Source organism: Streptomyces sp. NPDC012935, assembly GCF_042900345.1.
Lineage (GTDB): Bacteria > Actinomycetota > Actinomycetes > Streptomycetales > Streptomycetaceae > Streptomyces.
Genome location: NZ_JBIBBC010000011.1, coordinates 81,386 through 105,034, shown reverse-complemented (window position 1 = coordinate 105,034; position 23,649 = coordinate 81,386). Strand labels below are relative to the sequence as shown.

Genomic DNA, 23,649 nt, shown 5'->3' with positions numbered 1-23,649 from the left:
CTCAAGCCCCGGACGACTGGTCAAGCCGTCGGCCAGGCCTCCGCCAGCATCTTCCGCGTGTCCGCCAGCAGCTGCGGCAGCACCCGCGTGTGGCCCACCACCGGCATGAAGTTCGTGTCGCCGCCCCAGCGCGGGACGATGTGCTGGTGGAGGTGGGCCGCGATGCCGGCGCCGGCGACCGAGCCCTGGTTCATGCCGATGTTGAAGCCGTGGGCGCCGGAAGCGGTACGCAGCGCAGTCATCGCCTGCTTGGTCAGGGCGGCCAGCTCGACCGTCTCCGGCTCGGTGAGGTCGGTGTAGTCGGCGACGTGCCGGTAGGGCACGACCATCAGGTGGCCGCCGTTGTACGGGTACAGGTTGAGGACCGCGTACACCTGCTCGCCACGCTTGACGACCAGCCCGTCCTCGTCGGATTTGGCCGGGATCGAGCAGAAGGGGCAGCCGTCGTCCGCGCCGGGACCGGTCGGCTTGTTCTCACCCTGGATGTAGGCCATCCGATGGGGCGTCCACAGGCGCTGGAATGCGTCCTGGATCCCCACTCCCCACTGCTGCTCCGGCTCACTCGTCATGCGTGCAGCATATGGCTTCGCCCGTTCGCGGCGTGTCGCCGGGGCGGCCGCAGGACGGTCACCGGCCAAGCTGGGCCGGTGGACGACGACAGCCCTTACGACCGCTGGGAGCAGCGCACCGAGATCCCGCTGTTCCTCGCATCGCTGCTGTTCCTGGCCGCCTACGCCGCCCGCGTCCTTGCTGTGAGCATGCCGTCCTTCTGGAAGGACGTGTGCGTGTACACGATGGTCGCGCTCTGGCTGCTCTTCGCGGTGGACTACGCCGTGCGCTGGCGGCTCGTCGGTGGGCGCTTCCTGCGCTTCGCCAGGACCCACTTCCTGCACACGGTCGTGGTCGTCCTGCCGCTGCTGCGGCCGCTGCGGATCGTGCCGCTCTACGACGTGATCCAGCGCCGGCAGGGGCAGCCCCGCCTCTCGCTGCACGCGCGCGTGATCGCCTACGCGAGCCTGGCCACCCTGCTGCTCGGCTTCGCCGGGGCTCTCGCGGTCTTCCAGGCAGAACGCGGGGCCCCCGGGGCCACCATGCGGACGTTCGGGGACGCCCTGTGGTGGGCCTCGGCGACCCTCACCACGGTCGGGTACGGCGACATCACCCCGGTGACCAGGCGTGGCCGATCGATCGCGATCGGAATGATGGCCGGCGGGCTGGCCCTGCTCGGAGCGGTGACGGGATCGTTCTCGTCCTGGCTGCTGCAGATCTTCTCCCGCGAGAGCGACACGAAGCCCCCGGGAAGCTGAACCTCCCGGGGGCCCTCGATCATGGCCGGATCAGACCGGATGAGACCGGATCAGATTTGCGTCCGCTCCTCGACCACCGTCGCGATCTTCGCGATGGCCTCGTCGAACGGGATGCCGTTCTCCTGCGAGCCGTCGCGGTAGCGGAAGGAGACGGCGTTGTTGGCCATGTCCTCGTCGCCCGCGATGACCATGAAGGGCACCTTCTGCTTCTGGGCGTTGCGGATCTTCTTCTGCATACGGTCCGAGGAGGAGTCGACCTCGACCCGCAGGCCCTTCTTCTTGGCCGCCGCGGCGAACTTCTCCAGGTAGTCGACGTGCCCGTCACCGATCGGGATGCCGAGGGCCTGGACCGGGGCCAGCCACGCCGGGAAGGCGCCCGCGTAGTGCTCGAGGAGCACCGCGAAGAACCGCTCGATCGAGCCGAACAGCGCGCGGTGGATCATGACCGGGCGCTGCTTCGCGCCGTCCGGACCGGTGTACTCCAGGTCGAAGCGCTCCGGCAGGTTGAAGTCGAGCTGGATGGTCGACATCTGCCAGGTGCGGCCGATCGCGTCCTTGGTCTGGACGGAGATCTTCGGCCCGTAGAAGGCGGCGCCGCCCGGGTCCGGGACCAGGGGCAGCCCCTGCTTCTCGGCGACCTGGCGCAGCGTCTCGGTCGCCTCCTCCCAGACCTCGTCCGAGCCGACGAACTTCTCCGGGTCCTTGGTGGACAGCTCCAGGTAGAAGTCGGTCAGGCCGTAGTCGCGCAGCAGGCCGAGGACGAAGGTGAGCGTCTTGTCGAGCTCCTCCGACATCTGCTCGCGCGTGCAGTAGATGTGCGCGTCGTCCTGCGTGAAGCCGCGCGCACGCGTGAGGCCGTGCACGACGCCGGACTTCTCGTACCGGTACACGGTCCCGAACTCGAAGAGGCGCAGCGGCAGTTCACGGTAGGAACGCCCGCGCGCGTCGAAGATCAGGTTGTGCATCGGGCAGTTCATGGGCTTGAGGTAGTAGTCCACGCCCTCGTCGAGCTGCATGGGCGGGTACATGCCCTCGGCGTACCAGTCCAGGTGGCCCGACGTCTCGAAGAGCTTCCCCTTCGTCGCGTGCGGCGTGTAGACGAACTCGTAGCCCTCCTCCTCGTGGCGGCGGCGCGAGTAGTCCTCCATCACGCGGCGGACGATGCCGCCCTTGGGGTGGAAGACCGCGAGGCCGGAGCCGATCTGCTCGGGGATCGAGAAGAGGTCGAGTTCGTTGCCCAGCTTGCGGTGGTCGCGCTTCTCGGCCTCGGCGAGGAAGTCGAGGTACGCCTTCAGCTCGTCCTTGGACGGCCAGGCGGTGCCGTAGATGCGCTGGAGCATCGGGTTCTTCTCGCTGCCGCGCCAGTAGGCGGCCGCGTTGCGCATCAGCTTGAACGCCGGGATCGCGCGGGTCGACGGCAGGTGGGGACCGCGGCAGAGGTCCTTCCAGCACAGGTCCCCGGTCTTGGCGTCCAGGTTGTCGTAGATCGTCAGCTCGCCGGCGCCGACCTCGACGTCCGCGCCGTCCTCGGACGAGGCGGAGCCCTTGAGGCCGATCAGCTCCAGCTTGTAGGGCTCGGCGGCGAGCTCCTCGCGGGCGGCCTCGTCGGTCACCACGCGGCGGGCGAATTTCTGCCCCCGCTTCTGGATCTCCTGCATCTTCTTCTCGATGGCCTTGAGATCCTCGGGGGTGAACGGCTTCTCGACGTCGAAGTCGTAGTAGAAGCCGTCCTTGACGGGCGGGCCGATGCCCAGCTTGGCCTCGGGGAAGAGCTCCTGCACGGCCTGCGCCATCACGTGCGCGGTGGAGTGGCGCAGGATGTTCAGACCGTCCTCGGAGGAGATCTCGACGCCCTCGACCTGCTCGCCGTCCAAGAGCACGTACGACAGGTCCCTGAGCTCGCCGCCCACGCGCGCGGCGATGATCGAGCGCTCGCCGGCGAAGAGGTCGGCGGCCGTAGTGCCCGTCGTCACCACGCGTTCTTCCCGCTCGGAATCGCGTTGGATGATCACACGGACGTCTGACACCGGTCTCTCCTGACTGAAGGTGGAGTGCGGCGCCATACCAGGAGCGCGCGCATTACGCGATCGTACCGACCTCGGAGGGCCGACCGCGAAACGGTCACCTTCAGTCCCGGGCGGGCATCCCTCAGTCCGCGGCGTCCTCCCCGCCGCAGGCCTCCTCGAAGAAGTCCAGGTCCTCCTGGAGGGACTTCATCAGCCGGTCCCGTTCGGCCTCGTCCACCTGTACCGGTACGACGCCGGAGGCCCCGGTGATCTTACGGAAGCCGCCGCGGCTCTCCAGGCGCCCGTGCACCCGCACCGGCAGCCCGACCAGGTGGGCGTGCCCGGCGATGCGGTACGACTCCTCGTCCAGGGTCAGCCGGACGTGCGGTATCTCGGCGCCGGCGATGACGCGCAGCCGTACGGTGCCCTCCCCGCGCGTTCCCGAGCGGCGCATCCGTACGACCGCGCCGGTGATCCTGACCGGCACGGAGGGTTCCTCGCGCAAGTAGCGGGCCCCGGCCTCACGCAGCACGGGCAGGTCGCCCGGCGAGAACTCCACCGGCTCGACTCCGCTCGCGCAGTCCTCGGGCACCCCTGCCGCGGGCGCCCACTCGACGGCGATGCGCGCCCCCTCCGTACCGCGGACGAGAGCGATCAGGGCCTCGGTGAGCTCGCGGCTGACGCCTGCCTCGACGGCGCCGTCGAAGGCGTCCATGCCGCCGGTGGCCCGCTGGTAGTCGATGGCTTCGCGGGCGGCGTACAGGGCCTGGTGGAGACGTACGGCGAGCGGGCGGCCCGCGCCAACGGGCACGAAGGCGGCGAGGTGGCCGCCGCCTGCCGCGGAGCCGACGAAGACGCTCTCCAGCAGCGCGGCGGCCGAGCGGCGGTGCCGGGCGCCGTAGTAGCCGGCACGCGCGCGTGTGGCGAGCGCCGCGGCGAGGAGCATCTGGCGGGCGGCGGTGCGCAGTTCCTCCTCGACGGTCCAGGGCGCGGCCCCGGCCGGCCCGCTCGGCGCGTCCCGCCACCAGCGGACCTCGTCACTGGGCACGGCGAGCCCGACCAGCACCTCGCGCGCGGAGGGCATGCCGCTGCGGGAGAGTGCGACGAGCGCCTCGCCGAGCAGGTCGTCGCTGTCGGGGAAGGCGCGGGACTCGGGGACGAGCAGGCTGGTGCCGTTGCCGCCCGGTCCCGGCGGGGTCCAGCGACCGTAGCGTCCCGCCGCTCCCCCGCGCCGCTGCCAGCCGTGCCGGTGCAGCAGGGCGCTGAGCACGGCGGGGTCCACCTCGCCGGGCTCGGGGGGACGGTCGAAGGACGCGTGGACCGGGTGCGGCCTGACCGGCCGTACCGGCTCCTCCAGGGGGCGGTGTGTCATGGTCTGCCTCCCGTACCGACCCGCGTCATGATCTCGCAGAGCGCCCGGTCGTCGAAGATGCGTGAGGTCGGTATTCGCACGGTGGTGCGACGCCGGCCGGTGATCGCGTGGCCAGCGAGGTTGACCCAGTAGCAGCAGTGCCGCAGGTCGAGCCGGTCGTGACTGGCACGCAGCCAGTCGTCCTGGGTGCGCGGAACGAGCATCACGACGAGGATCTTGTGCACCGAGACGGGGGTGCGGGCGAGCTTCGCCAGATGGTCGTTGTCGAGCGTGAAGGAGAAGAAACGGCCGGGCGGGCTCGGCGCTATCTGGTAAGTGGCCTTGAGCTGCACCTTTATGGTGACCTCGTCGTCGACCGTGTGGCCGGGCGCGCTGTGGCTGACGTGCCAGTCGATGCCGTTGTCCGGAAATGGCTGCGACAAGGAGCACCCGGCCGCCGCCGCGACGGCGTGCAGATACCCCACCTGCAGTGTCTCCATGCAGGCGGTGGTGGCGAGTGAACCGCGATGGGGGCCCGTACGTTCGGGCAGCAGCCCGCCCCGCTCGGGCTGCGCTATCGCCATGACCAACAGCCTTCCACGCAAAGTAGATCCCCGAACCGGGCCGCTGAACTGCAAAGACCCGCACTCCTGTTGTGTCCTTGCGGCGTACGCCGCAAACAGCCCGGGTATCACCAAACGGGCAGAAGACGGTACGTCAGCTGCCGTGGGTGAACGAGGGGTTGTGTAGGTATGGCGTGCTGGTATGAGGGCCCGCTGGCGGCATTCGACACAGAGACGACAGGCGTGGACGTCGAGACCGACCGGATCGTTTCGGCGGCCGTCGTCGTCCAGGACGCCCCGGGCACCCGGCCGCGGGTGACCCAGTGGCTGGTGAACCCGGGTGTCCCGGTGCCGGAAGCGGCAACGGCGGTACACGGACTGACGGAGGAGCATCTCCAGCGCAACGGCCGCTGGCCGGCGCCGGTGATGCAGGAGATAGCCGAGGAGTTGGCCGGTCAGGCCGCGACGGCCCGGCCGATCGTGGTGATGAACGCGCCTTTCGATCTGACGCTGCTGGACCGCGAGTTGCGCCGTCATCGCGCCTCCTCGCTGGACCACTGGTTCGAGACGACGCCCTTGCTGGTGCTCGACCCGCGCGTCCTGGACAAGCATCTGGACCGCTACCGCAAGGGCCGTCGCACCCTGACCGACCTGTGTGCGCACTACGGCGTCACACTGGACGGCGCGCACGACGCGGCGGCCGACGCACTGGCCTCACTGGAGGTCGTACGGGCGGTGGGGCGCCGCTTCGCCGCCCGCCTGGAGCGGCTGTCCCCCGCCGAGCTGCACACGCTGCAGGCGGTGTGGCACGCGGCACAGGCACGCGGGCTGCAGGCGTGGTTCGCCCGCAGCGGCAGCGAGGAGGCGGTGGATCCGGCGTGGCCACTGCGCCCGGATCTGCCGGCGGCAGCATAGGAGGTAAGGCACACAAAAAAGCCGGTCCGCTGTGGCGGACCGGCCTTTCCCGGTGGGCGATACTGGGTTCGAACCAGTGACCTCTTCGGTGTGAACGAAGCGCTCTCCCACTGAGCTAATCGCCCGGGAACGGACTGAACAATACAGGTCCCCGCGCGTTTCCATCAAACCGCTTGATGGCCGCGGGCCAAGTGGGCCACCAGGCCCCGCCGTCCGGAGCGCATCATCAGCCAGTGGTTGGCTCGGAAGAGGGGCCGACCGGGTACGGCGAGACGCCTCAGCAGCGGCTTGTGGACATCGACGACCTGGTCGTAGCGCGCGATGGTCCCGCTGCCGTCCGGAGCCACGGTGACGGTCCAGCACGCCCAGCCGTCGAGGTCGCCGGACATGGCGATCTCGAGCACCCCCGCCCCGCGGTCCCGCCGCACCTCGCGCGCGGTGAAGGTCATGTCGTACGGGAGGACGGAGCGGATCGTGATCACGCCGCTGGTGTCGTCGATCCGGTTCACCTCGCGCACCTGGGGCCACCAGCGAGGGTAGTCCTCGGCCTTTTCCAGCAGGTCGTAGACGACCTCGGGCGCTGCGGGCAGGGCCCACAGAGCGCGGAAGCGGTAGTGACTCCAGTCCATGGGCCGATTCTGCCCTCCGCCAGGGGATTCCCGCCGTATCTGAGTACGTACTGAGTATGCGCACTCATGCCCTGCGGCGTGACGCGGACCACACTCCTGCCATGACGCACTTTCCGCCCCCGGCCGAGGAGTTGCGGCTCCTCGACCTCGAGCTGCGCCAACTGGACGCCCACCGGGCCCAGTTGCTGCACCGCCGAGCCTGGCTGATCACCGCGCTGCAAGCGGCGGCGCCCCGGTCCGCTCCGGTGCCTCTCGCCCCGCCCCGCCCCGAGGCCTCGGCGCCCCGCGTGCAGAACGTCCTGCTGGTGCTGGGCGGTGTCCTGCTCACCATCGCCGCGATGGCGTTCACGCTGGTCAGCTGGGGTCACATGGGGATCGCCGGGCGGGCCTTGGTGCTCGGCGCGGTCACGGTGGCGGTGCTCGCCGCCCCGGTGCCGCTGCTGAAGCGCGGGCTGCGGTCGACGGCCGAGTCGGTGGCGGGCCTGGGGCTCGTCCTGACGGTGCTCGACGCCTACGCGTTGCACGCGGTCGGGTTGGCCGATGTGGACGCCACCGGCTACCTCGCGGCCGCCTCGGCTGTGCTGGCGGCCCTGTGGACGGCGTACGGCCGGCTGCCGCGCACCTCCGAGCTGCGTCTGCCCCTGCCCGCCGCTCTGCTCGCCGCCCAACTCCCGCTCACGCTGTGGGCGGTGGCGGCCGACGCGAGCCTGTTCGGGATCACTACCGCCGTGCTGGTGACGGCCGGGTTCGACGCGGGTGTGGCGCTCCGGGTGCCTGCCGGGTCCGTACGGATCACCGCTGTGATCGGTGCGTACGGCATGGGCGCGTGGGGCGTGTGGGCCGCCGGCTGGCTGTCCTGGACGGCCACCGGCCCGAGCGCCGCCGCCCGTGCGGCGGCGCTCCTCCTCTTGGCCGCGGGCATCGCGGTCGCTGCGGCGTGGCAGGAGGCCGCCGCGAAGCAGGCGCTCGGCCTCTCCGTCGCAGCCGGTCTCTTCACGGTCGCCGCGCTCGGCGGCACCGCCCGCCCCGTACTGCCGGAGGCTTGGACGGTTCCGGTGTATCTGGTGTGCGGGATCGCCCTGCTCGCGGCGATCCGGGCGGACCGACTGCCGCAGGCGCTGCGCGACGGGCTCACCCGCGCCTCCGCCGCCGTACAGGGACTCGCCCTCCTGTGGACGCTGCCGCTGGTGGCGATCGCGCTGGTGGGGCCGGTGGCCCAGGTGGATCAGGTGTGGTCCGGGGCGCCCGGCGATGTGCGGCAGGCGATGGCGGTCGACGCTCCGTGGCCGCCGCACACGGAGACGGTGCCGGTCGTCCTGGCCATGGTCGCCGCCGTACTGCTCCTCGCGGCACGCCACACCGCGTGGCGGACCCGGGCCCTGACCGGCGTGCTGGTCCTGGCATGGGCAACGGCGCTGGTCCTGCCCGCCGTGTTCGAAGTCCCTTATGACGTGGGCCTGGTGGCCCTGGCAATCACCACGGCCGGCGCCCTCGCGGCGGCCGCGTGGATACGACCGTCCGACCAGCCGGAGACGGCGCAGGAGCCGTCGGCGACCTCGCCGGAGGAACCCGCCACCACCGCCGTGGGAGAGCCCGCAACCGCCACAGCCACTTCCCTCGGCGTCCCCACCCCTCGCACGACCGCCACGGTCCTCGCCCTCCTCACCTCACTCCCCCTCGCCTTCCTCTCACTGACCACCGAGGCCGCGACCCTCACCGTGCTCGCCGCGCTGACCGCGCTCTTCGCGGCGGCCTCCTGGAAGGCGCACCTCGCTCCGGTCACGGCCCCGGCCGGGCTCGCGTACGCCGCCGGGCTGGCCTGTGCGGCGGGGGCCGCGGCCGGCTGGCAGGCGCAGTACGTCGCCCTGCTGGTCCTGGTGGTCCCGGTGGCGGCGGCTCTGCTCGCGGGACGGCTCGGTGACGCGCGGGCGGCGGTCCCGGTCGAGGTGACGGGCGCGCTCGCCGCGCTGCTCGCCGTCGTGCTGGCCGCGGCACCGGCCGACCTGCCGATGCTGGCCGTGGTGCTGGCGCTGTGCGGTGTGATCACGGCCGGTACGGCGGTCCGCCCGGAACGCCGGTCCGTGGCCTACGCCTCCGCCGCGCTGTTCGTACTGGCCACGTGGGTGCGTCTGGCGGCCTGGGACGTCGGGACGCCCGAGGCATACACGCTTCCGGTCACCGTCCCGGCCCTGCTGGTCGGCGCCCTGCGCAGGCGCCGCGATCCGCAGACCTCGTCCTGGACGGCGTACGGCCCGGGACTCGCCGCCACCCTCGTGCCGAGCCTCCTCGCGGCCTGGGGCGACCCGCAGTGGACACGCCCCCTGCTCCTCGGCCTGGCGGCCCTGGCGGTCACCCTGCTCGGCGCCCGCCACCACCTCCAGGCACCGCTCCTCCTCGGCGGCGCGGTGCTGGCTCTGGACGCCCTGCACGAACTCGCCCCCTACATCGCCCAGGTGACCGACGCACTCCCCCGCTGGGTACCGCCCGCCCTGGCCGGCCTCCTCCTGCTGGCCATCGGAGCGACGTACGAGCAACGCCTCAGGGACGCCCGGAAGATGCGGGACTTCGTGGGCAACATGCACTAGCCCACACAGGCGCGGGGAACTGCGAGACCAGCCACGACGGTCCCGCAGTTCCCCACAAACCTGTTACGGCATCCTGTCCCCCAGCAGTGCCAGGTTCTCAATGGCCGCCAGACCGTACAGCGCGGTGTCGTTCGTGGACACCCAGGCCGCCTCACTGCCCGGGACCAGCGCGTCGGGGCCGCTCAGCTTCTCCGTCCGCCACGGCGCCGACTCCTTGTAGCCGTCGGAGTTGTAGAACTTCTCCCACGCGCGCGCGGCGAGCTTGTCGTCGCCGGTCCGCACGGCGGCGTACGCGTCGAGGCGCGAGTGGCCCTGGAAGAGCAGCAGGGAGCCGAAGTTGGAGCCGTAGCGTGCCGCCTGCTCGGTCTTCGTCGCGTTGAAGTAGCGGCAGTAGTCGAAGTACGCCTCGTTGAACTTCGGCATGTCGACCAGGTCGATGAGCTCGGCGCACAGCTCGCCCAGACCGAACACCGCGGAGAGGTGGGAGACCCCGACGACGGGCTTGTCGGCGACGGCGAACCTGCCCGTGTCGAGGTCGTAGAGACCGCTGCCCTGCACGAAACCGTTGGGCTGCGCGGCGATGGTCTCCATCGTCGACAGCACCCGCGCCTTGGCCTTCTCCCACTTGGGGCCCTTGCGCTCCCACTCCGTCAGCCAGGCCGACACCAGCCCGCTCCAGTCGGTGCCGAACCCGATCGACAGGGCGTGCCGGTCCGGGGTGTACGGCTCGGTGCGGATCTTGCGGATCGGATCGAGCACGAGGAAGGTCTCGTCGGAGTCGACGTTGGCGTGCATGAGGTCGCCGACGCGTTCGTCCGCGGTGAGGAAGTAGTAGTAGCGGCGGTACGTGGTGTTGGCGATGCGCTGCTGCTTGGCGCTGTCGGCGTAGTGCTGCACGCCGTGCCGGGTGCCGAGGCCGGCCCATTCGCCGAGGTGGTAGACGTCCACCTCACCGGTGTGCCGGGTCATGGCCTCGGCGAACCGGAAGATGTCCGCGCGTCCGCTCCTCAGATACGCGAACCACAGCCACAGGTCGGGCGAGAGCTCGGAGTTGTCCCAGGCGTAGCCGCCGATGTCGTACCGCCACTGGTGTCTGACGGTGTCGTAGGTGTGCATGATGTCGCCGTAGTCCCAGAAGCCGTACCAACGGCGCATCTCCACCTGGTCCTTGTAGTAGGTGAAGAGGAAGTCGAGGTGGTCCTCGATCTTGGCCTTGGCGGGCGTGGAGCGGTCCGGCTCGGAGTAGAGGCCCGGCCCGAAGACCCCCGCCTTGATGAGCTGCGCGGGCGGGGCGGCGAGCTGCGGCAGTACCCGTACGGCCTCGACCTGTTGGGCCAGGGCTTGGGGTGAGGGTGTCGACTCGTTGGCCCAGAAGAGGAGTTCGGAGGTGCGGGCGATGCCGTAGGGGGTGCCGAACTCGGGCTCGTAGTCCTCGTAGGTGATGTTGAGGCCTTCGAGCTGCTCGGGGTAGGTGTCCTGGCCCATGCCGTCGTGATAGAAGCGCAGGTCCATGGGCTGCGCCTCGGGCGACCAGAGCCACATGGTGACCTCGGCCGCGTCGGTGTGGGCGTCACGGATGTCGAGCTGGGCGGGGAACTTCTCCCAGAAGTCCCGCAGCCCGAAGGAGAGTCCGCCGCTGACGCCACCGACGTATCCGAATCCGGAGGCACGCCTGCCGCCGCCGGCGCCGATCCAGCCGTAGCCCTTCTTCGTGCGCTTGCGCAGGGTGAAGCCGTCGGCGGAGAGCTGGGAGAGGGTGTAGTCGCCCCACTCCGGGATGTACTGCAGCCGGGTCGTGACGCGCTGGTCCCAGGTCGACGGGTCGGGCAGCTTCTCCCCCGCGAACTGCGCCGCCTGTACGGCCGCCCCCGGATCGCGTCGCAGCCCGGTGATGCCCTTGACGGCCTCGCGGAGCATGCCGGTGCCCTCGCCGCCGATGCGGATGTGGCGGTCGTACGACTCGTCCCGCATCGGGACGGTGAAGCGCACGCCGAGGCCGCGGATGAAGTCGCCGCTCGCCTTGCCCGGCTCCTGCGTGCCGTCGTAGGTGACGGTGTGCACCATGCGGAAGGAGTCGGCACCGGCGTAGAAGTAGAGGCGGATGGAGAACGGCAGCCAACTCCGGCTGCCCTTGCGGTGCTTGCCGTCGATGCGTACGACCGCGCGGACCGGACCCTCCTGCTCGACGGTGACCTCGGAGATGGCACCCTCGAAGCGCTCGGTCTTCACCGAGCCCTGGTCCTCGTCCTCGATCTCGGGCTGGCGGATCAGCACGAGCCGGCCGTTCCTGGCGATCTCGGTGGAGCCGCGGGTGACGGACTTGATCAGCGTGGCGCCGGACTTGCCGATCCTCGCCGTGATGACACCGGTGGAAACGTCGATGGTGCCGCCGCTCTTGCCGACGGTGACCTTCTTGGCGGGGGCGGTGGCCTCGCCGGGGCTCAACGTGAGCTTGCCGTTGCCCGAACCGACGGCGTGTGCCGTCCACTTGAGGGAACCGTCCGGCCAGTAGGCGATCGGCCACGACTGCACGGGCACGGCCTTGCCGTCCGCGTCCGTGAGCGCGAACGCCTGCCCCTCCTGGTACACGCCCTTCGGCCAGGGCACCCCGACGGTGGAGCCGGGGGCGGCACCCAGACCGCCCTCCTCCAGCCAGTCCAGGGTCACGGGATCGGCATCGGCGCCGGCGGCTCTGGGCGCGGCCTGCGCGTCCTTCGCCCCTAGCGCCCAGCTGAACTGCGCGGCGGCTCCGGCAACGGCGGCCGCCTTGAGGAGGGACCTGCGGGGGATGGGGGACATGGCCGTTCCTTCCGTGCGGGAAACATTTCCTTGCGACCGGGCAGGGGCATGACAGAGATGGGTGCGGCGCCGGGAGCGCCGACCGTGTGAGTGGCACCGTCGGTTCAGCGGTGCCGGTACCGCTCCTCCACGGCGACGGCCGCCGCCACGACGGCCCCCAGGACAGGGACCGCCAGCGGCGCGGCGAACCAGGCGGAGGCGGACACGACAGCCAGTCCGCCGATGATCAGGAAGGACCCGGCGGGGTCGAGCACGGTACGGCGCCCGGCGCCCGCGAGCAGCACCCACCAGCCGGCATCCGGCGTCCAGGCCGCTGCGGCCCGCAGCAGGGCCACGACAGCACCGATCAGCGCGAACACCCCGATGGCCCCTACGAGCGGCCCGCCCGGAATCCCGGCCCGCGCGGCCTGGACGTCGACCCAGACCGCGCCCGCTACGGCCCACCCGGCGATCCCGACGACCCACCCACGCCGCACGGCCACCCGGAAGTCGGCGACGAACTCCCGCAGGCCACCGCCCTCGTGGGCGATACGGCGATGCAGATGCCGGGCGCCGGCGGCAAGGGCGGCCGGACAGGTGAGCACTCCGAGCGAGGCGACCGCTACCCAGACACCGGTCAGCAGGCACTCGGCGAACACGGCGAACCGCTCGGCGAAGAGCGACTCCCCGCGAGACTCCCGACGAGCCGTACGAACGGTGCGAGCGGTACGAGCCGTACGAACCTTCACGCGTGCCTGGGCCATGTCCGGTTCACCTCAGCCCTTCAGTCCGGACGTCGCCATGCCGTCGATCAGATACCGCTGGAACGCCAGGAAGAAGGCCAGGACCGGCAGCAGGGCGACGAGCGACATGGCGATCATGCCGCCGTAGTTCGCGATGCCCTCCTGGTCGACGAACATCTTCAGGCCGAGGGAGACGGTGTACTTGTCGGGCTCGTTGAGGTAGATCAACGGGCCCATGAAGTCGTTCCAGGCGTTGATGAAGGTGAAGATCGCGCTGGTGATCAGGGCCGGCCGGCACAGCGGCAGCATGATCGACCAGTAGATCCGGAAGTGCCCGCACCCGTCGAGACGGGCCGCCTCGTCGAGCTCCTTGGGCAGGTTCCGCATGAACTGCACCATCAGGAAGACGAAGAACGCCTCCGTCGCCAGGTACTTCCCCAGCAGCAGCGGGGTGTAGGTGTTGATCATCTCCATGTTGCGGAACAGCACGTACTGCGGGATCAGCAGGACGTGGTACGGCAGCAGGAGGGTGCCGATCATCAGCGTGAACAGCAGATTCCGGCCCGCGAAACGGATCCTCGCGAAGGCGTACGCCGTCAGCGAGCAGGACACCACGATCCCGATCACCGACCCGACCGCGAGGAAGAGCGAGTTGAGGAAGAAGGTGGAGATCGAGATGTCGGCGATGCCGTCGGCGAGGCTCGTGTAGTTGGAGAGGCTCGGGTCGCCCGGGAAGAGGTCCAGGCTGCCGATGATGTCCTCGCTCTTCTTGAACGAGCCGCCGACGACCCAGATCACCGGGTAGAGGATCACCGCGAGGACGAGCAGGGACCCGATGTGCCAGGCGACGGAACCGGGCAGTCGGTGGCGAAGCGCCCCGCCCCGCGCGGAGGGTGCCGGCTTGATGTCGGTTGCGGGTGCGCTCATCGGGCGCCCTCCTCGTAGTGCACCCAGCGCTTCTGGGACCAGAACAGCACCGCCGTGACCAGGGCGACCGCGACGAGCAGCATCCAGGCCATGGCGGACGCGAGGCCCATCCTGCTGTTCTCGAAGCCCTGGACGTACAGATAGCAGGTGTAGACCATCGAGCCGTCGGCCGGACCGCAGGCATTGCCTCCGGCGCCGCCGCCGACGATGTACGCCGAGCTGAAGATCTGGAAGGAGTGGATGGTCTCCAGCAGGACGTTGAAGAACAGGACCGGGGAGATCATCGGCAGGGTGATGTTCCAGAACCGCCGCAGCTTGCCCGCCCCGTCGACCTCCGCCGCCTCGTACAGCTCGCGCGGAACCTGCTTGAGACCGGCGAGGAAGATGACCATGGGGGCGCCGAACTGCCAGACGGTGAGCGCCACCAGGCTGTAGATGATCAGGTCCGGATCGCCCGTCCAGCCGCCGACGTCGATCCCGAACATCTTCTGCGTACGGTCGACGATCGCGTCGTCGGAGAAGATCGCCTTCCAGACGATCGCGACGGAGACGCTCGCGCCGATCAGTGACGGGGCGTAGAAGGCGGCCCGGTAGACGGCCTGCCCGCGCCGCTTCTGGGCCAAGAGGAGCGCCACGCCGAGGGCCGCGAGCAGCTTGAGCGGCGTGCCCACGACGACGTACCAGAGCGTCACCTGCACCGAGTGGCGCCAGCGCGGGTCGCCGAACATCTCGGAGAAGTTGTCGAGGCCGATCCACTTGGGCGCGTCGAAGAGGTTGTAGTCGGTGAAGGCGAAGTAGAGCGAGGCGATCATCGGGCCTGCCGTGAGCAGCAGGAACCCGGCGATCCAGGGGGACATGAAGAGATAGCCGGCCAGGTTCTCCCGGCGGACCCGCCGCTTGAGGGCGGCGGGACGCCCGGGCTGCACCGGGCCGTGCCGCGGCTCGGAGCCCTTGGCCGGGCCCTCCACCGCAGGGGCGTGTGTCACGGCGGTTCCCATCAGCCGGCGAGAGCCGTCTTCGACTCGGCGAAGTACTGCTTGACGGCCTCGTCCACCGACCGCTTGCCCAGCGCGAGCTCCTCGGCGATGCGCAGGAACGCGGCCTCGCAGATGTCCGCACCGTTCGGGTGCGGGGTGATGGGCTCCAGGACGCCCGCCTCGACGAGGGAGATCTCGTAGGCGGCGATCCCCTTGTTGACCTCGTCCGTCGGCTGGAACGCGTCGAACTGTGCCTGGGTGGCGGGCACACCGCGGTCGTAGCCCATGATCTTGGCGACCTCGGGGTCGTGGACCATGAAGTCGATGAACTGGGCGACCTCCTTGGGATGCTCGGTGCGCCTGGAGGCGCTGAGCATCAGGGAGCCCAGGTACTGCCCGGTCTTCTTGCCGTCCGTGGTCGGGATGGGAGCGAGGCCGTACTCGCTCTTGCCCTCGGACGTGTAGCGGACCGTGAAGTTGTCCCAGGTGAACTCGCCGCCGGCGAGCTCGGCCGAGACGGCCGACTTGGGCTTGATCTGGGCGACCTTCTTGGCGTCGGCGTAGACGCCCTCCTGCACGCCCTTCTCGGCCTTGGTCCACCAGTCCGTCAGATCCGCCTCGGTGAAGCCGAGACCGTCCTCGGTGAAGAACGCCTTGCCGTTCTGGCGGAGGTAGAGGTCGTAGAGGTACATGACGCCGTACATGCCGCTGTCGCCGGCGCGCCCCGCCCTGTCGCGGATCTTCTTCATCGCCGCGTCGAAGTCGTCCCAGGTCCAGCCCTGTTCCGGCTTCACGCCCGCCTTGGTGTAGACGGGCTTGTCGATGACCAGGGCCATCGAGTTGGACCCGACAGGCACCCCGAGGAGCTTTCCGTCGATCTCGCCGAACTTCTCGAGTCCCGCGCGGAAGCCGTCCATCGACAGATGGCCGGCCTCGACCTGCTCATTGAGATCGAGCAGAACATTCTTCGCATCGTATTTGCGCAGGAAGCCGATGGCATTCTGGAACACGTCCGGCGGATTCCCCCCGGAGGCCTGGGTGTTGAACTTCTTCCAGAAGTCGGTGTACGGCTGAAAGTCCGTCTTGACCTTGATCTTCGGGTACTTCTTGTGGAACAGCTCAATGGTCTTGTTGATGCGCTCGGCGCGGTCCTCGGCACCCCACCACGCGTAACGGATCGTCACCGTCCCGTCGGCGGAGGCCCCTCCGTCCCCACCGCAGCCCGTCGTCGCGGCCAGCCCGAGTGTGGCCGCCGTGGCGCCGGCCGCCTTCAGGATCGTACGCCTCTCAACATTCCTGCTGGTTCTCACCGTCGAGCCTCCCCGCAGCGTCGCTTCCGCCTGCATGAATCGTTTCAAGTAAGCGCTTGCTGGCACAAGTTACGGAGGGCCTCGGGGTGCGTCAATGATTCGGACAGGAATTTCTTGGCGGCCTGTGGGGCGGGGTGCCGGCACATGGCGGCGAGTCGGCCGAGCCCGGTCGTGCGTCGGTGCAGGTCAGAGGCGCGAGATCGAGATCCCGAACAACAAGTCGGCCACCGTACGTCCGTCCCGGCCGGTCTAAGGCCGCATGGTCACGGGCGAGTTGACGAGATGTCGCCTACGCGGGGGACGCTCCTGCCGAGCCGCGCGCCGCGCATGCCGACAGCAAACGACGGCGGCCCGCCTGCACAGTCGCAGGCGGGCCGCCGGATCCGGGTGGGCGATACTGGGTTCGAACCAGTGACCTCTTCGGTGTGAACGAAGCGCTCTCCCACTGAGCTAATCGCCCGGACGCAGGAAGAACATTACCCCATGTCAGCGGCTGCGAGTGACCAACGCGAGCCCGCACCGGCCGACGTCCGCACCCCCGTCGCGGATCACTGGTCCTTGATCTTCCAGGGCATCACTATGCCGAACTTCCACAGGTAGATCCCGAGTAGCACACCCACGATCACCAAGCCGATCGTCGTCAGGATGATGTTGCGACGGCGCACCTTCGGATCGAGAGCCCGCTGGGCCGCCTCGGTGACCTTGCGCTTGGTCCAGCGCAGGACAAGCTGGGCCCATACGAACTCGGTCGCCCAGACCGCCATGCCCCCGAAGATGATCACCCAGCCCGGACCGGGCAGAGGCAGCAGGATGATGCCGGTGACGACTATCGCCAGGCCGATGACGAAGACGCCCACCTGCCAGCTGACATGCAGCGCTCTACGCGCCTTGACGAACTCCGGAGCTCGTGAGCCGAGCCCCTGCTCGCTGTCGCCCTTCACACCGTCCACTTCGGTCTCGTCGGTAGCCACGGCAACCTCGCCAGGCTCGTTACTCCCCGTATTCATACGGCCAAACCCTACCGGACGGAAACCAGTCACTGGAATGGTCGTACCTCGCGAACGGGTTCTCGGCCGGATGAGTTACGTAAACGCACGCAAAACACTCAGAGGGGTTTACAACGGCACCGTAGGTGGCATGTCGATTTCGCCGACGTGCGAATCCCCGAGCGCACACTGAGCGAAAGGCCCTGGCGCTTATGAACACCACGGTCAGCTGCGAGCTGCACCTGCGCCTCGTTGTGTCGAGCGAGTCATCCCTGCCTGTCCCCGCAGGCCTGCGGTACGACACGGCCGACCCCTACGCCGTGCACGCCACCTTCCACACCGGAGCCGAGGAGACCGTCGAGTGGGTGTTCGCCCGCGACCTCCTCGCGGAGGGCCTCCACCGGCCCACCGGAACCGGCGACGTCCGCGTCTGGCCGTCGCGCAGTCACGGTCAGGGCGTCGTCTGCATCGCCCTGAGCTCTCCGGAGGGCGAGGCTCTGCTCGAGGCCCCGGCACGGGCTCTGGAGTCCTTCCTGAAGCGAACGGATGCCGCGGTGCCCCCCGGTACGGAGCATCGGCATTTCGATCTCGATCAGGAGCTCTCACACATCCTGGCGGAAAGCTAGGCCGAGGCCCCCGCAAGCCGCCCGGCGCCGTCGACTCGGGGAGACGGCTCGGGCCAAGACAACCGCATACGGCACACGTCAGCGCCGTCTCCGCTCTGCGGGGGCGGCGCCGGCGCGCTCGGGGAGGGCGACCGTGTCGGTCACCGTGAGTACACACCGACGGTTTCCGTCCGGGCCGGTCCGGTCGGGAACCGTCGGCGCCGCTGCGGCGTTGTATTCGAAGCCACGTACGGTCGTGGCCGGTCTGTGGGCGCTGCGAGCCACTACCATCGGCCAGCATCGGCGGGCGCCCCGCCCGACCTCAGGCCAGGGAGCGAAACGTGCTGATCACCCATGACACCCGGTGTGCGCTCGATGCCGTGGTGGATCTGGTGAACACCGCACCGGAGGGCGACGAGACCCCGGACGCACTGCCGGACGTCGCGGCGCTCGCCGATTTCGTACGAAAGCACGAAATCAGTGATGTCGGTGTCCTCTCGGAGTTCGACCTGTCCGCGGTGCGCAAGGTGCGCGGCCGGTTCGCCGAGATCTTCGCGGAGCCCGACGCGCAGGCCGCTGCCGGCCTGATCAACGACCTGATCGCGGCAGCGGGAACCACCCCGCGGCTCACGGACCACGACGGCTACGACTGGCATGTGCACTACTTCGCCCCCGGCGCGTCCATCGCCGACCATCTCGCGGCCGACTGCGGCATGGCGCTGGCGTTCTTCGTGGTGGCGGGAGAGCAGGAGCGGCTGCGGCGCTGTGAGGCGCCGGACTGCCGACACGCCTTCGTGGACCTCTCCCGCAACCGTTCGCGGCGCTACTGCGACAGCCGCACCTGTGGAAACCGTCTGCATGTGGCCGCCTACCGGGCTCGCCGCAAGGAGGCAGCCGGCTGAGCGGGCCGGGATGCCGGTGTCTTCGCGGGCCCCGGCGGGTGGCGCCGGGGGCCGCGGGTACGGCTCAGAGCAGCAGCAGATCGTGCAGCGCAGCCATGAGGAGCAGACACCCGATCACCGCAAGGAAGATCATCAGCGGTGGCTGGGAAAGGGCGAAGAGGCACCCGCGGGGCTCGTCCTGAGGTGGCGCGGCCTCGCTTTGTGTCGTGTCCAGCATCTCGCGGTGATGATGACGTAGTTGTTCCTCGTCGCGCGATCAACACGCCCGGAATGAGCGGGAGTTCGCCGAATTCCGCGATGTCCGGTTCGAGTGATGATCACTTACGGCCGGACGGCGACCCACTGTGTCGTTTCAGTCCTGCGTGCGGGCGTCAGATGCCGTGCTTCTTGAGGATCGCCTCGATGTCGCTGAAGTCGTCCGAGGCCCCTGCCCTGGGTGCGGTCGCGGGCCGGGTCGGCTGACGGGAGCCCGTCCCCAGCGAGGGTGCCGAGGCCGCCGGGGCCACCGCCTCACGCTGTGCGCGGGCCTTGGCTTCCTTGCGGGTGCCGCCGCGGCGGCGCTCCACCGCACGGCTGCCCGCGAACAGCAGCCAGGCGACGCCGAGGACTGCGAAGCCCGCCCAGGCGGTCGGGCTGAACGCGGTGTCCGCGAGCCAGTCGACGACACCGGTCATCACCAGCCCGAGGGGCACCAGCGAGTACGCGGCGATGCGCGTGGCCGCGAGGAAACGCTTGCGGTACGCCGTGACCGCCGCGATACCCAGGCCGGCCGCGGCGACGGCGGAACAGACGGTCTCGGCAATCATCCGGTCCTCCAGGGCAGCCTGAATCGGTCAGGGCACTTCGTCCCTTCCATCCTGCACCGTGGCAACCCCGCGCGGCCATGCCTGGGCCCGACATCAGGGACATCTCCGGGTCATCTCCTCCGCAGGTCCCGGTCGCGGTAGTACGGCCGGGGTCGGAGTGCCGTCAGGGCAACCGTCCGGCGGAGAACCGGGTCGGATTGGGTCACCCGCGCCACTGCTGGGAAACTGGAGCCATGAGCGACTCCTCCCCCGACCGTCCCGCCGCCCCCGTCCTCGACGTCTGGTGCGAGGTGCAGTGCCCCGACTGCCGCAGCGCCCTGGACGATCTCCGTGCCCTGCGTGCCCGCTACGGCGACCGGCTGGAGCTGCGCCTCCGGCACTTCCCGCTGGAGAAGCACAAGCATGCCTTCGCCGGTGCGCAGGCGGCCGAGGAGGCTTTCGAGCAGGGGCAGGGGTGGCCGTACGTGGAGGCCGTGCTGGGCCGGGTCGAGGAGCTGGGCCGTAAGGGCGAACCCTTCCTGGTCGAGGTGGCCGGGGAACTCGGCCTGGACACGGAGGAGTTCGACACCGCGCTGGTCGACGGGCGGCACATCCTGATCGTCGACGCCGACCAGGCCGAGGGCAAGGCGATCGGCGTGACCGGCACGCCGACGTATGTGATCGGCGGCGAGCGCCTCGACGGCGGGAAGAGCCAGGAGGGGCTGCGCGAGCGCATCGAGGAGATCGCGGACCGGCTGCTGGCGGAGCAGAGCTCCTGACGTCCGCCGGGTCCACGGCCGCCGGGCCCTCGGCCGGGCGACGGCTAGAGCAGCGTCTTGTAGAGGGCGGACAGGGTCGTCTCGTAGCCGAGTGACTCGTAGAGCCGCTCGGCCGGGGTGTTGTCCGCGAAGACGTTGAGACCGATGACCCGGTGCCCCGCGGCGATCGCCTGGGCCTCGGCCAGGAGCATCAGCGTGCGTCCGTGTCCCTTGCCCCGGTGGGCCGGGGCCGTCTCCACGTCGTACACGTACGCGCCGCCGTCACGCGCCGCCACCCACAGGGTGCCCACCTGGGTTCCCTCGTGTTCGAGAACGCTGAGAAACACATCCGGCGTGCGCAGTCCCTCCGGCAGCAGTGCGGCGTGGTCCCGCTCGGACTTGGCCCGGGCCTCGGCCTCCGGGACCCCGCGCCCTGCCCAGCTGCGCATGTATCCCTCCTGGCTCTCGTCCAGCCAGGGCCCGTACTCGGCCTCCGTCATGGGTCGCGCCCGGCTGCCCCGGGGCAGCTCGGGCGGAGTGTCGCCGAGCGCCTTCTGCATGCCGCGATTGCGTACGACGTAGCCGAGCGCCGTGGCGAGGCGCAGCGCCGGTCCGGCGGTGCCGGGGACCGTCACCTCGATGCGCCGGCAGCCCCAGCCGCGCGCCACCTCCTCCGCGGCGAGGGCGGCCACCGTGCCCCGGCCGCGGCGCCGGTCGGGTTCCTCGATGCGCAGCTCCCCTATTCGGGCGACCGTGCCGCCGAAGACGGGATGCGTGCCGAGGTGAAGTGCGCCCACGGGGCGGCCGTTCACACACACCTGAAAGCGGCGCGAACGGGTCCCGTCCTCGTTGTGCTGAAGCGGCTCGGTCGGCCGCAGGGTCGTGGTCATCAGGGGTGTTCTACCCATCGCACCGGCCCACGGCAGCCCATTTTTCCGCGTGGCCCTCGCTCTACGGGTCCAGGTCGTCGCCCGACCGCTCCGCGAAGATCCGCATCGCCTTGGCGGTCACCGGCCCCGGTGCGTCCGGCAGTTCACGGTCGTCGACGCGGTGCACGGCCTGCACGTCCCGCAGGGTGGAGGTGAGGAAGACCTCGTCGGCCCGCTCGAGGACGTCCAGCGGCAGGTCCGTCTCCTTCGCGCCGGTCCACTCGATGGCCAGCAGGCGCGTGATGCCCGCGAGGCAGCCCGAGGCGACCGGCGGGGTGTGGATCTCGCCGTCCAGGACGACGAAGACATTCGACCCGGTGCCCTCGCAGAGCTGCCCGACCGTGTTGGCGAACAGGGCTTCGGAGGCGCCGTGTTGGTGGGCGCGGGCGAGGGCCACGACGTTCTCGGCGTACGAGGTCGTCTTCAGGCCGGTCAGCGCGCCGCGCTCGTTGCGGGTCCAGGGCACGGTGATGACGGCCGTGGAGTCGGGGCGCCGGGATGTCTCGCCGAGGGCGACGACGAGGGTCGGTCCGTGCTCGCCACGGTCGGAGCCGAGAGGTCCGTGGCCCCCGGTGTAGGTGATGCGCAGCCGGCCGAGCGGCATCCGGTTGGCTTCCAGGACGGCGGCGCAGGCGCGGCGCACCTCATCATGGTCGGGCTCGGGCAGACCCAGACCGCGCGCCGAGCGCGTCAGCCGGTCGAGGTGCCGGGTCAGCGCGAACGGACGGCCGTCCACCGCCTTCACCGTCTCGAAGATGCCGTCGCCCACGGTCAGCCCGTGGTCGAAGACGGAGACACGGGCGGACTCGATGTCCTGAAGCACGCCGTCCAGCCAGATCTTCACGATTGCAGTCCCTCTCCACTCACCTCGTACGCTCCCGACGCTACCGCGAGCAGCCGGGACGCCTTCAGCTCGGTCTCCCGCCACTCCCCCTCGGGGTCAGACCCCCAGGTGATCCCCGCGCCGGTGCCGAACCGCAGCACTCCTTCGGCCCGGTCGATCCAGAAGGTACGGATCCCGACGGCCAGCTCGCCGACGCCCCGGTCGGCGTCGACCCACCCGATGCCACCGCAGTACGGGCCCCGGGGCGCCGTCTCCAACGCGTCGATGATCCGCAGGGCGCTCGACTTGGGCGCACCGGTGACCGAGCCGGGCGGGAAGGCGGCGCCGAGCAGCTCGGGCCAGCCGGCGCCGGCGCCCAGTTCGCCGCGGACGGTGGACACCAGATGGACAAGCCCCGGGTGCTTCTCGACGGCGCACAGATCGGGCACGGTCACGGTCCCGGTGGCACACACGCGGCCGATGTCGTTGCGCACCAGGTCCACGATCATCACGTTCTCGGCGTAGTCCTTCTCCAGCAGGTCCGCCTCGGTCCGCCCGGTGCCCTTGATCGGCCCGGACTCGACAACACGCCCATGGCGGCGCACGAAGAGCTCCGGCGACGCGGTCGCTATCTCAACCCCGTGCCCCGGCAGCCGGATCGTTCCTGCGTACGGTGCCGGATTGCCGCGGGCCAGCAGGGCCGTCAGGTCGTCCACATCGGCGTCCGGCCGGATCGGCGCGCTCAGGACACGGCACAGATTCGCCTGATATACCTCGCCGGCCGCTATGTGCTCGCGGATGCGCCGTACGCCCGCCGTGTACGCGGCGCGGTCGAGCGACGACGTCCAGTCACCGGCAGTCGGCCCGAGCCACTTCCCCGGGACCGGGGCGGGCACGGGCTCCTCTCGTACGTCCCGGAAGCGGGCGCAGGTCAGAGCACCCTCGAAGTCGGCGCAGACGGCCCAGAAACCGCTGGAGTCCAGGGCAGCGGGGTCGTCGGTCACATCGAGGAGGCCGGTGGCCACGCGATCGCCGAAGCGGGCGAGGGGAGGGAGGTCGGGCACGCAGTCGAGTCTATGGCGGGTGACCTGCGGGTGACCTGGCCATGTCCCTTCGGGAGCCGTCGGCAGGTCCCTGAGCAGGTGCAGCGCAGCACGCTGCACAAACGCGTTTTTGTGCTGGCCCCGGAATCCGCTAGAGTTCAACTCGTCGCCGGGCCGCGGGAGCGGAACGAAACGACAAGCGGACGTAGCTCAGTTGGTAGAGCGCAACCTTGCCAAGGTTGAGGTCGCGAGTTCGAGCCTCGTCGTCCGCTCGAAGGAACAGGGGATCTTCCCGAACCCCTACACTCCTGGTGGAGTGGCCGAGAGGCGAGGCAACGGCCTGCAAAGCCGTCTACACGGGTTCAAATCCCGTCTCCACCTCCAAGGACGATTAGCTCAGCGGGAGAGCGCTTCCCTGACACGGAAGAGGTCACTGGTTCAATCCCAGTATCGTCCACTGGATCTTCGACAGATCATCGAAGGTCTGACCCGCGCGATTAGCTCAGCGGGAGAGCGCTTCCCTGACACGGAAGAGGTCACTGGTTCAATCCCAGTATCGCGCACGCAGCAAGTTCGTGATCTTCAGGCTTGTTTGGTCGATCACGGTCCCGAGGACGATTAGCTCAGCGGGAGAGCGCTTCCCTGACACGGAAGAGGTCACTGGTTCAATCCCAGTATCGTCCACACACCGAAGCCCCCGGTCGATGACCGGGGGCTTCTTCGTGCT

22 protein-coding genes and 7 tRNA genes are annotated in these 23,649 nt (G+C 69.8%); 11 read left to right on the top strand and 18 right to left on the bottom strand.

The window, feature by feature from the left end:
• Positions 1-20: 20 nt before the first annotated feature.
• Positions 21-569 (bottom strand): HIT family protein, encoded by a 549-nt coding sequence (locus tag ACFY5C_RS25540; RefSeq protein ID WP_389447815.1) that lies wholly within the window; start codon positions 567-569, stop codon positions 21-23.
• 78 nt (positions 570-647) lie between these two features.
• Between ACFY5C_RS25540 and ACFY5C_RS25535 the strand changes: the two genes are divergently transcribed.
• Entirely contained in the window at positions 648-1,307 is a 660-nt protein-coding gene (locus ACFY5C_RS25535; protein ID WP_389447813.1) for a potassium channel family protein, read from the top strand.
• 50 nt (positions 1,308-1,357) lie between these two features.
• On the opposite strand, the gene thrS is transcribed toward ACFY5C_RS25535, so the two are convergent.
• The 3 genes from thrS to ACFY5C_RS25520 all read right to left on the bottom strand — a co-directional run bounded on the left by thrS (position 1,358) and on the right by ACFY5C_RS25520 (position 5,248).
• Entirely contained in the window at positions 1,358-3,334 is a 1,977-nt protein-coding gene (gene thrS, locus ACFY5C_RS25530; protein WP_389447811.1) for a threonine--tRNA ligase, read from the bottom strand.
• Positions 3,335-3,455: 121 nt separating this feature from the next.
• The gene (locus ACFY5C_RS25525; protein ID WP_389447809.1) at positions 3,456-4,685 is read right to left on the bottom strand and encodes a hypothetical protein; all 1,230 of its coding nucleotides are present in this window, start codon (positions 4,683-4,685) and stop codon (positions 3,456-3,458) included.
• Complete coding sequence (locus ACFY5C_RS25520) at positions 4,682-5,248, bottom strand: DUF4365 domain-containing protein (RefSeq protein WP_389447807.1); 567 nt, start codon at positions 5,246-5,248, stop codon at positions 4,682-4,684. Before ACFY5C_RS25520 ends, ACFY5C_RS25525 begins: the two co-directional genes overlap by 4 nt.
• Positions 5,249-5,416: 168 nt before the next feature.
• Here ACFY5C_RS25520 and ACFY5C_RS25515 point away from each other — a divergent pair, with 168 nt between their 5' ends.
• Positions 5,417-6,142: a 3'-5' exonuclease gene (locus ACFY5C_RS25515; RefSeq protein WP_389447805.1), complete on the top strand. Its 726-nt coding sequence runs from the start codon at positions 5,417-5,419 to the stop codon at positions 6,140-6,142.
• A 53-nt stretch (positions 6,143-6,195) separates the two neighbouring features.
• Here the strand turns inward: ACFY5C_RS25515 and ACFY5C_RS25510 are convergent.
• Both ACFY5C_RS25510 and ACFY5C_RS25505 read right to left on the bottom strand, forming a co-directional pair.
• A tRNA-Val gene (locus ACFY5C_RS25510) sits at positions 6,196-6,267 on the bottom strand.
• 39 nt (positions 6,268-6,306) lie between these two features.
• Positions 6,307-6,771, bottom strand: coding sequence for an SRPBCC family protein (locus ACFY5C_RS25505; RefSeq protein ID WP_389447804.1), 465 nt, complete (start codon positions 6,769-6,771; stop codon positions 6,307-6,309).
• Positions 6,772-6,872: 101 nt separating this feature from the next.
• On the opposite strand from ACFY5C_RS25505, the gene ACFY5C_RS25500 reads away from it, so the two are divergent.
• On the top strand, positions 6,873-9,356 hold the full coding sequence (locus tag ACFY5C_RS25500) for an SCO7613 C-terminal domain-containing membrane protein (protein WP_389447803.1): 2,484 nt from the start codon (positions 6,873-6,875) through the stop codon (positions 9,354-9,356).
• 63 nt (positions 9,357-9,419) lie between these two features.
• Here the strand turns inward: ACFY5C_RS25500 and ACFY5C_RS25495 are convergent, their stop codons facing one another.
• The 7 genes from ACFY5C_RS25495 to ACFY5C_RS25465 form a co-directional block, all read right to left on the bottom strand.
• A complete protein-coding gene (locus ACFY5C_RS25495; protein WP_389447802.1) occupies positions 9,420-12,155 on the bottom strand; it encodes a Tat pathway signal sequence domain protein in 2,736 nt (911 codons plus the stop codon).
• Between the two features lie 104 nt (positions 12,156-12,259).
• On the bottom strand, positions 12,260-12,898 hold the full coding sequence (locus tag ACFY5C_RS25490) for a hypothetical protein (protein WP_389447801.1): 639 nt from the start codon (positions 12,896-12,898) through the stop codon (positions 12,260-12,262).
• Between the two features lie 12 nt (positions 12,899-12,910).
• Positions 12,911-13,804 carry a carbohydrate ABC transporter permease gene (locus ACFY5C_RS25485; RefSeq protein WP_389447800.1) on the bottom strand — a complete coding sequence of 298 codons (894 nt, stop codon included), beginning with the start codon at positions 13,802-13,804 and terminating at the stop codon, positions 12,911-12,913.
• On the bottom strand, positions 13,801-14,802 hold the full coding sequence (locus tag ACFY5C_RS25480; protein ID WP_389447799.1) for a carbohydrate ABC transporter permease: 1,002 nt from the start codon (positions 14,800-14,802) through the stop codon (positions 13,801-13,803). The genes ACFY5C_RS25485 and ACFY5C_RS25480 overlap by 4 nt, the downstream gene beginning before the upstream one ends.
• The gene (locus ACFY5C_RS25475) at positions 14,802-16,127 is read right to left on the bottom strand and encodes an ABC transporter substrate-binding protein (RefSeq protein WP_389447798.1); all 1,326 of its coding nucleotides are present in this window, start codon (positions 16,125-16,127) and stop codon (positions 14,802-14,804) included. Before ACFY5C_RS25475 ends, ACFY5C_RS25480 begins: the two co-directional genes overlap by 1 nt.
• A gap of 352 nt (positions 16,128-16,479) precedes the next feature.
• Positions 16,480-16,551 (bottom strand) — tRNA-Val (locus ACFY5C_RS25470).
• Positions 16,552-16,639: 88 nt separating this feature from the next.
• Positions 16,640-17,098 carry a TIGR02611 family protein gene (locus ACFY5C_RS25465; protein ID WP_389447797.1) on the bottom strand — a complete coding sequence of 153 codons (459 nt, stop codon included), beginning with the start codon at positions 17,096-17,098 and terminating at the stop codon, positions 16,640-16,642.
• A 191-nt stretch (positions 17,099-17,289) separates the two neighbouring features.
• On the opposite strand from ACFY5C_RS25465, the gene ACFY5C_RS25460 reads away from it, so the two are divergent.
• Positions 17,290-17,703, top strand: a complete 414-nt coding sequence (locus ACFY5C_RS25460) for an SsgA family sporulation/cell division regulator (protein ID WP_004002642.1) — start codon at positions 17,290-17,292, stop codon at positions 17,701-17,703.
• A 320-nt stretch (positions 17,704-18,023) separates the two neighbouring features.
• The gene (locus ACFY5C_RS25455; RefSeq protein ID WP_389447796.1) at positions 18,024-18,584 is read left to right on the top strand and encodes a CGNR zinc finger domain-containing protein; all 561 of its coding nucleotides are present in this window, start codon (positions 18,024-18,026) and stop codon (positions 18,582-18,584) included.
• Positions 18,585-18,648: 64 nt separating this feature from the next.
• Here ACFY5C_RS25455 and ACFY5C_RS25450 read toward each other — a convergent pair whose 3' ends face one another.
• Both ACFY5C_RS25450 and ACFY5C_RS25445 read right to left on the bottom strand, forming a co-directional pair.
• Complete coding sequence (locus ACFY5C_RS25450) at positions 18,649-18,801, bottom strand: hypothetical protein (RefSeq protein ID WP_004002639.1); 153 nt, start codon at positions 18,799-18,801, stop codon at positions 18,649-18,651.
• A gap of 154 nt (positions 18,802-18,955) precedes the next feature.
• On the bottom strand, positions 18,956-19,390 hold the full coding sequence (locus ACFY5C_RS25445; protein ID WP_389447794.1) for a hypothetical protein: 435 nt from the start codon (positions 19,388-19,390) through the stop codon (positions 18,956-18,958).
• A gap of 233 nt (positions 19,391-19,623) precedes the next feature.
• Between ACFY5C_RS25445 and ACFY5C_RS25440 the strand changes: the two genes are divergently transcribed.
• The gene (locus ACFY5C_RS25440) at positions 19,624-20,148 is read left to right on the top strand and encodes a DsbA family protein (RefSeq protein WP_389447793.1); all 525 of its coding nucleotides are present in this window, start codon (positions 19,624-19,626) and stop codon (positions 20,146-20,148) included.
• Between the two features lie 44 nt (positions 20,149-20,192).
• On the opposite strand, the gene ACFY5C_RS25435 is transcribed toward ACFY5C_RS25440, so the two are convergent.
• The 3 genes from ACFY5C_RS25435 to ACFY5C_RS25425 form a co-directional block, all read right to left on the bottom strand.
• Entirely contained in the window at positions 20,193-21,017 is an 825-nt protein-coding gene (locus tag ACFY5C_RS25435) for a GNAT family N-acetyltransferase (RefSeq protein WP_389447791.1), read from the bottom strand.
• A gap of 61 nt (positions 21,018-21,078) precedes the next feature.
• On the bottom strand, positions 21,079-21,900 hold the full coding sequence (locus ACFY5C_RS25430; RefSeq protein WP_389447789.1) for an aminotransferase class IV: 822 nt from the start codon (positions 21,898-21,900) through the stop codon (positions 21,079-21,081).
• The gene (locus ACFY5C_RS25425; RefSeq protein ID WP_389447787.1) at positions 21,897-22,943 is read right to left on the bottom strand and encodes a chorismate-binding protein; all 1,047 of its coding nucleotides are present in this window, start codon (positions 22,941-22,943) and stop codon (positions 21,897-21,899) included. The genes ACFY5C_RS25430 and ACFY5C_RS25425 overlap by 4 nt, the downstream gene beginning before the upstream one ends.
• Before the next feature lie 178 nt (positions 22,944-23,121).
• On the opposite strand from ACFY5C_RS25425, the gene ACFY5C_RS25420 reads away from it, so the two are divergent.
• From ACFY5C_RS25420 to ACFY5C_RS25400, 5 genes are all read left to right on the top strand, one after another.
• Positions 23,122-23,194 (top strand) — tRNA-Gly (locus ACFY5C_RS25420).
• 38 nt (positions 23,195-23,232) lie between these two features.
• Positions 23,233-23,306, top strand: a tRNA-Cys gene (locus tag ACFY5C_RS25415).
• A 1-nt stretch (position 23,307) separates the two neighbouring features.
• Positions 23,308-23,379, top strand: a tRNA-Val gene (locus tag ACFY5C_RS25410).
• Between the two features lie 34 nt (positions 23,380-23,413).
• Positions 23,414-23,485 (top strand) — tRNA-Val (locus ACFY5C_RS25405).
• Between the two features lie 49 nt (positions 23,486-23,534).
• Positions 23,535-23,606, top strand: a tRNA-Val gene (locus tag ACFY5C_RS25400).
• Positions 23,607-23,649 lie beyond the last annotated feature (43 nt).

Coding starts and splice junctions, on each gene's coding strand:
- ACFY5C_RS25540 (WP_389447815.1), bottom strand. CDS start 569: ATGACGAGTGAGCCGGAGCAGCAGTGGGGAGTGGGGATCCAGGACGCA.
- ACFY5C_RS25440 (WP_389447793.1), top strand. CDS start 19,624: ATGAGCGACTCCTCCCCCGACCGTCCCGCCGCCCCCGTCCTCGACGTC.
- ACFY5C_RS25525 (WP_389447809.1), bottom strand. CDS start 4,685: ATGACACACCGCCCCCTGGAGGAGCCGGTACGGCCGGTCAGGCCGCAC.
- ACFY5C_RS25450 (WP_004002639.1), bottom strand. CDS start 18,801: ATGCTGGACACGACACAAAGCGAGGCCGCGCCACCTCAGGACGAGCCC.
- ACFY5C_RS25465 (WP_389447797.1), bottom strand. CDS start 17,098: ATGAATACGGGGAGTAACGAGCCTGGCGAGGTTGCCGTGGCTACCGAC.
- ACFY5C_RS25505 (WP_389447804.1), bottom strand. CDS start 6,771: ATGGACTGGAGTCACTACCGCTTCCGCGCTCTGTGGGCCCTGCCCGCA.
- ACFY5C_RS25515 (WP_389447805.1), top strand. CDS start 5,417: ATGGCGTGCTGGTATGAGGGCCCGCTGGCGGCATTCGACACAGAGACG.
- ACFY5C_RS25460 (WP_004002642.1), top strand. CDS start 17,290: ATGAACACCACGGTCAGCTGCGAGCTGCACCTGCGCCTCGTTGTGTCG.
- ACFY5C_RS25435 (WP_389447791.1), bottom strand. CDS start 21,017: ATGACCACGACCCTGCGGCCGACCGAGCCGCTTCAGCACAACGAGGAC.
- ACFY5C_RS25445 (WP_389447794.1), bottom strand. CDS start 19,390: ATGATTGCCGAGACCGTCTGTTCCGCCGTCGCCGCGGCCGGCCTGGGT.
- ACFY5C_RS25475 (WP_389447798.1), bottom strand. CDS start 16,127: ATGCAGGCGGAAGCGACGCTGCGGGGAGGCTCGACGGTGAGAACCAGC.
- ACFY5C_RS25495 (WP_389447802.1), bottom strand. CDS start 12,155: ATGTCCCCCATCCCCCGCAGGTCCCTCCTCAAGGCGGCCGCCGTTGCC.
- ACFY5C_RS25485 (WP_389447800.1), bottom strand. CDS start 13,804: ATGAGCGCACCCGCAACCGACATCAAGCCGGCACCCTCCGCGCGGGGC.
- ACFY5C_RS25490 (WP_389447801.1), bottom strand. CDS start 12,898: ATGGCCCAGGCACGCGTGAAGGTTCGTACGGCTCGTACCGCTCGCACC.
- ACFY5C_RS25500 (WP_389447803.1), top strand. CDS start 6,873: ATGACGCACTTTCCGCCCCCGGCCGAGGAGTTGCGGCTCCTCGACCTC.
- ACFY5C_RS25480 (WP_389447799.1), bottom strand. CDS start 14,802: ATGGGAACCGCCGTGACACACGCCCCTGCGGTGGAGGGCCCGGCCAAG.
- ACFY5C_RS25520 (WP_389447807.1), bottom strand. CDS start 5,248: ATGGCGATAGCGCAGCCCGAGCGGGGCGGGCTGCTGCCCGAACGTACG.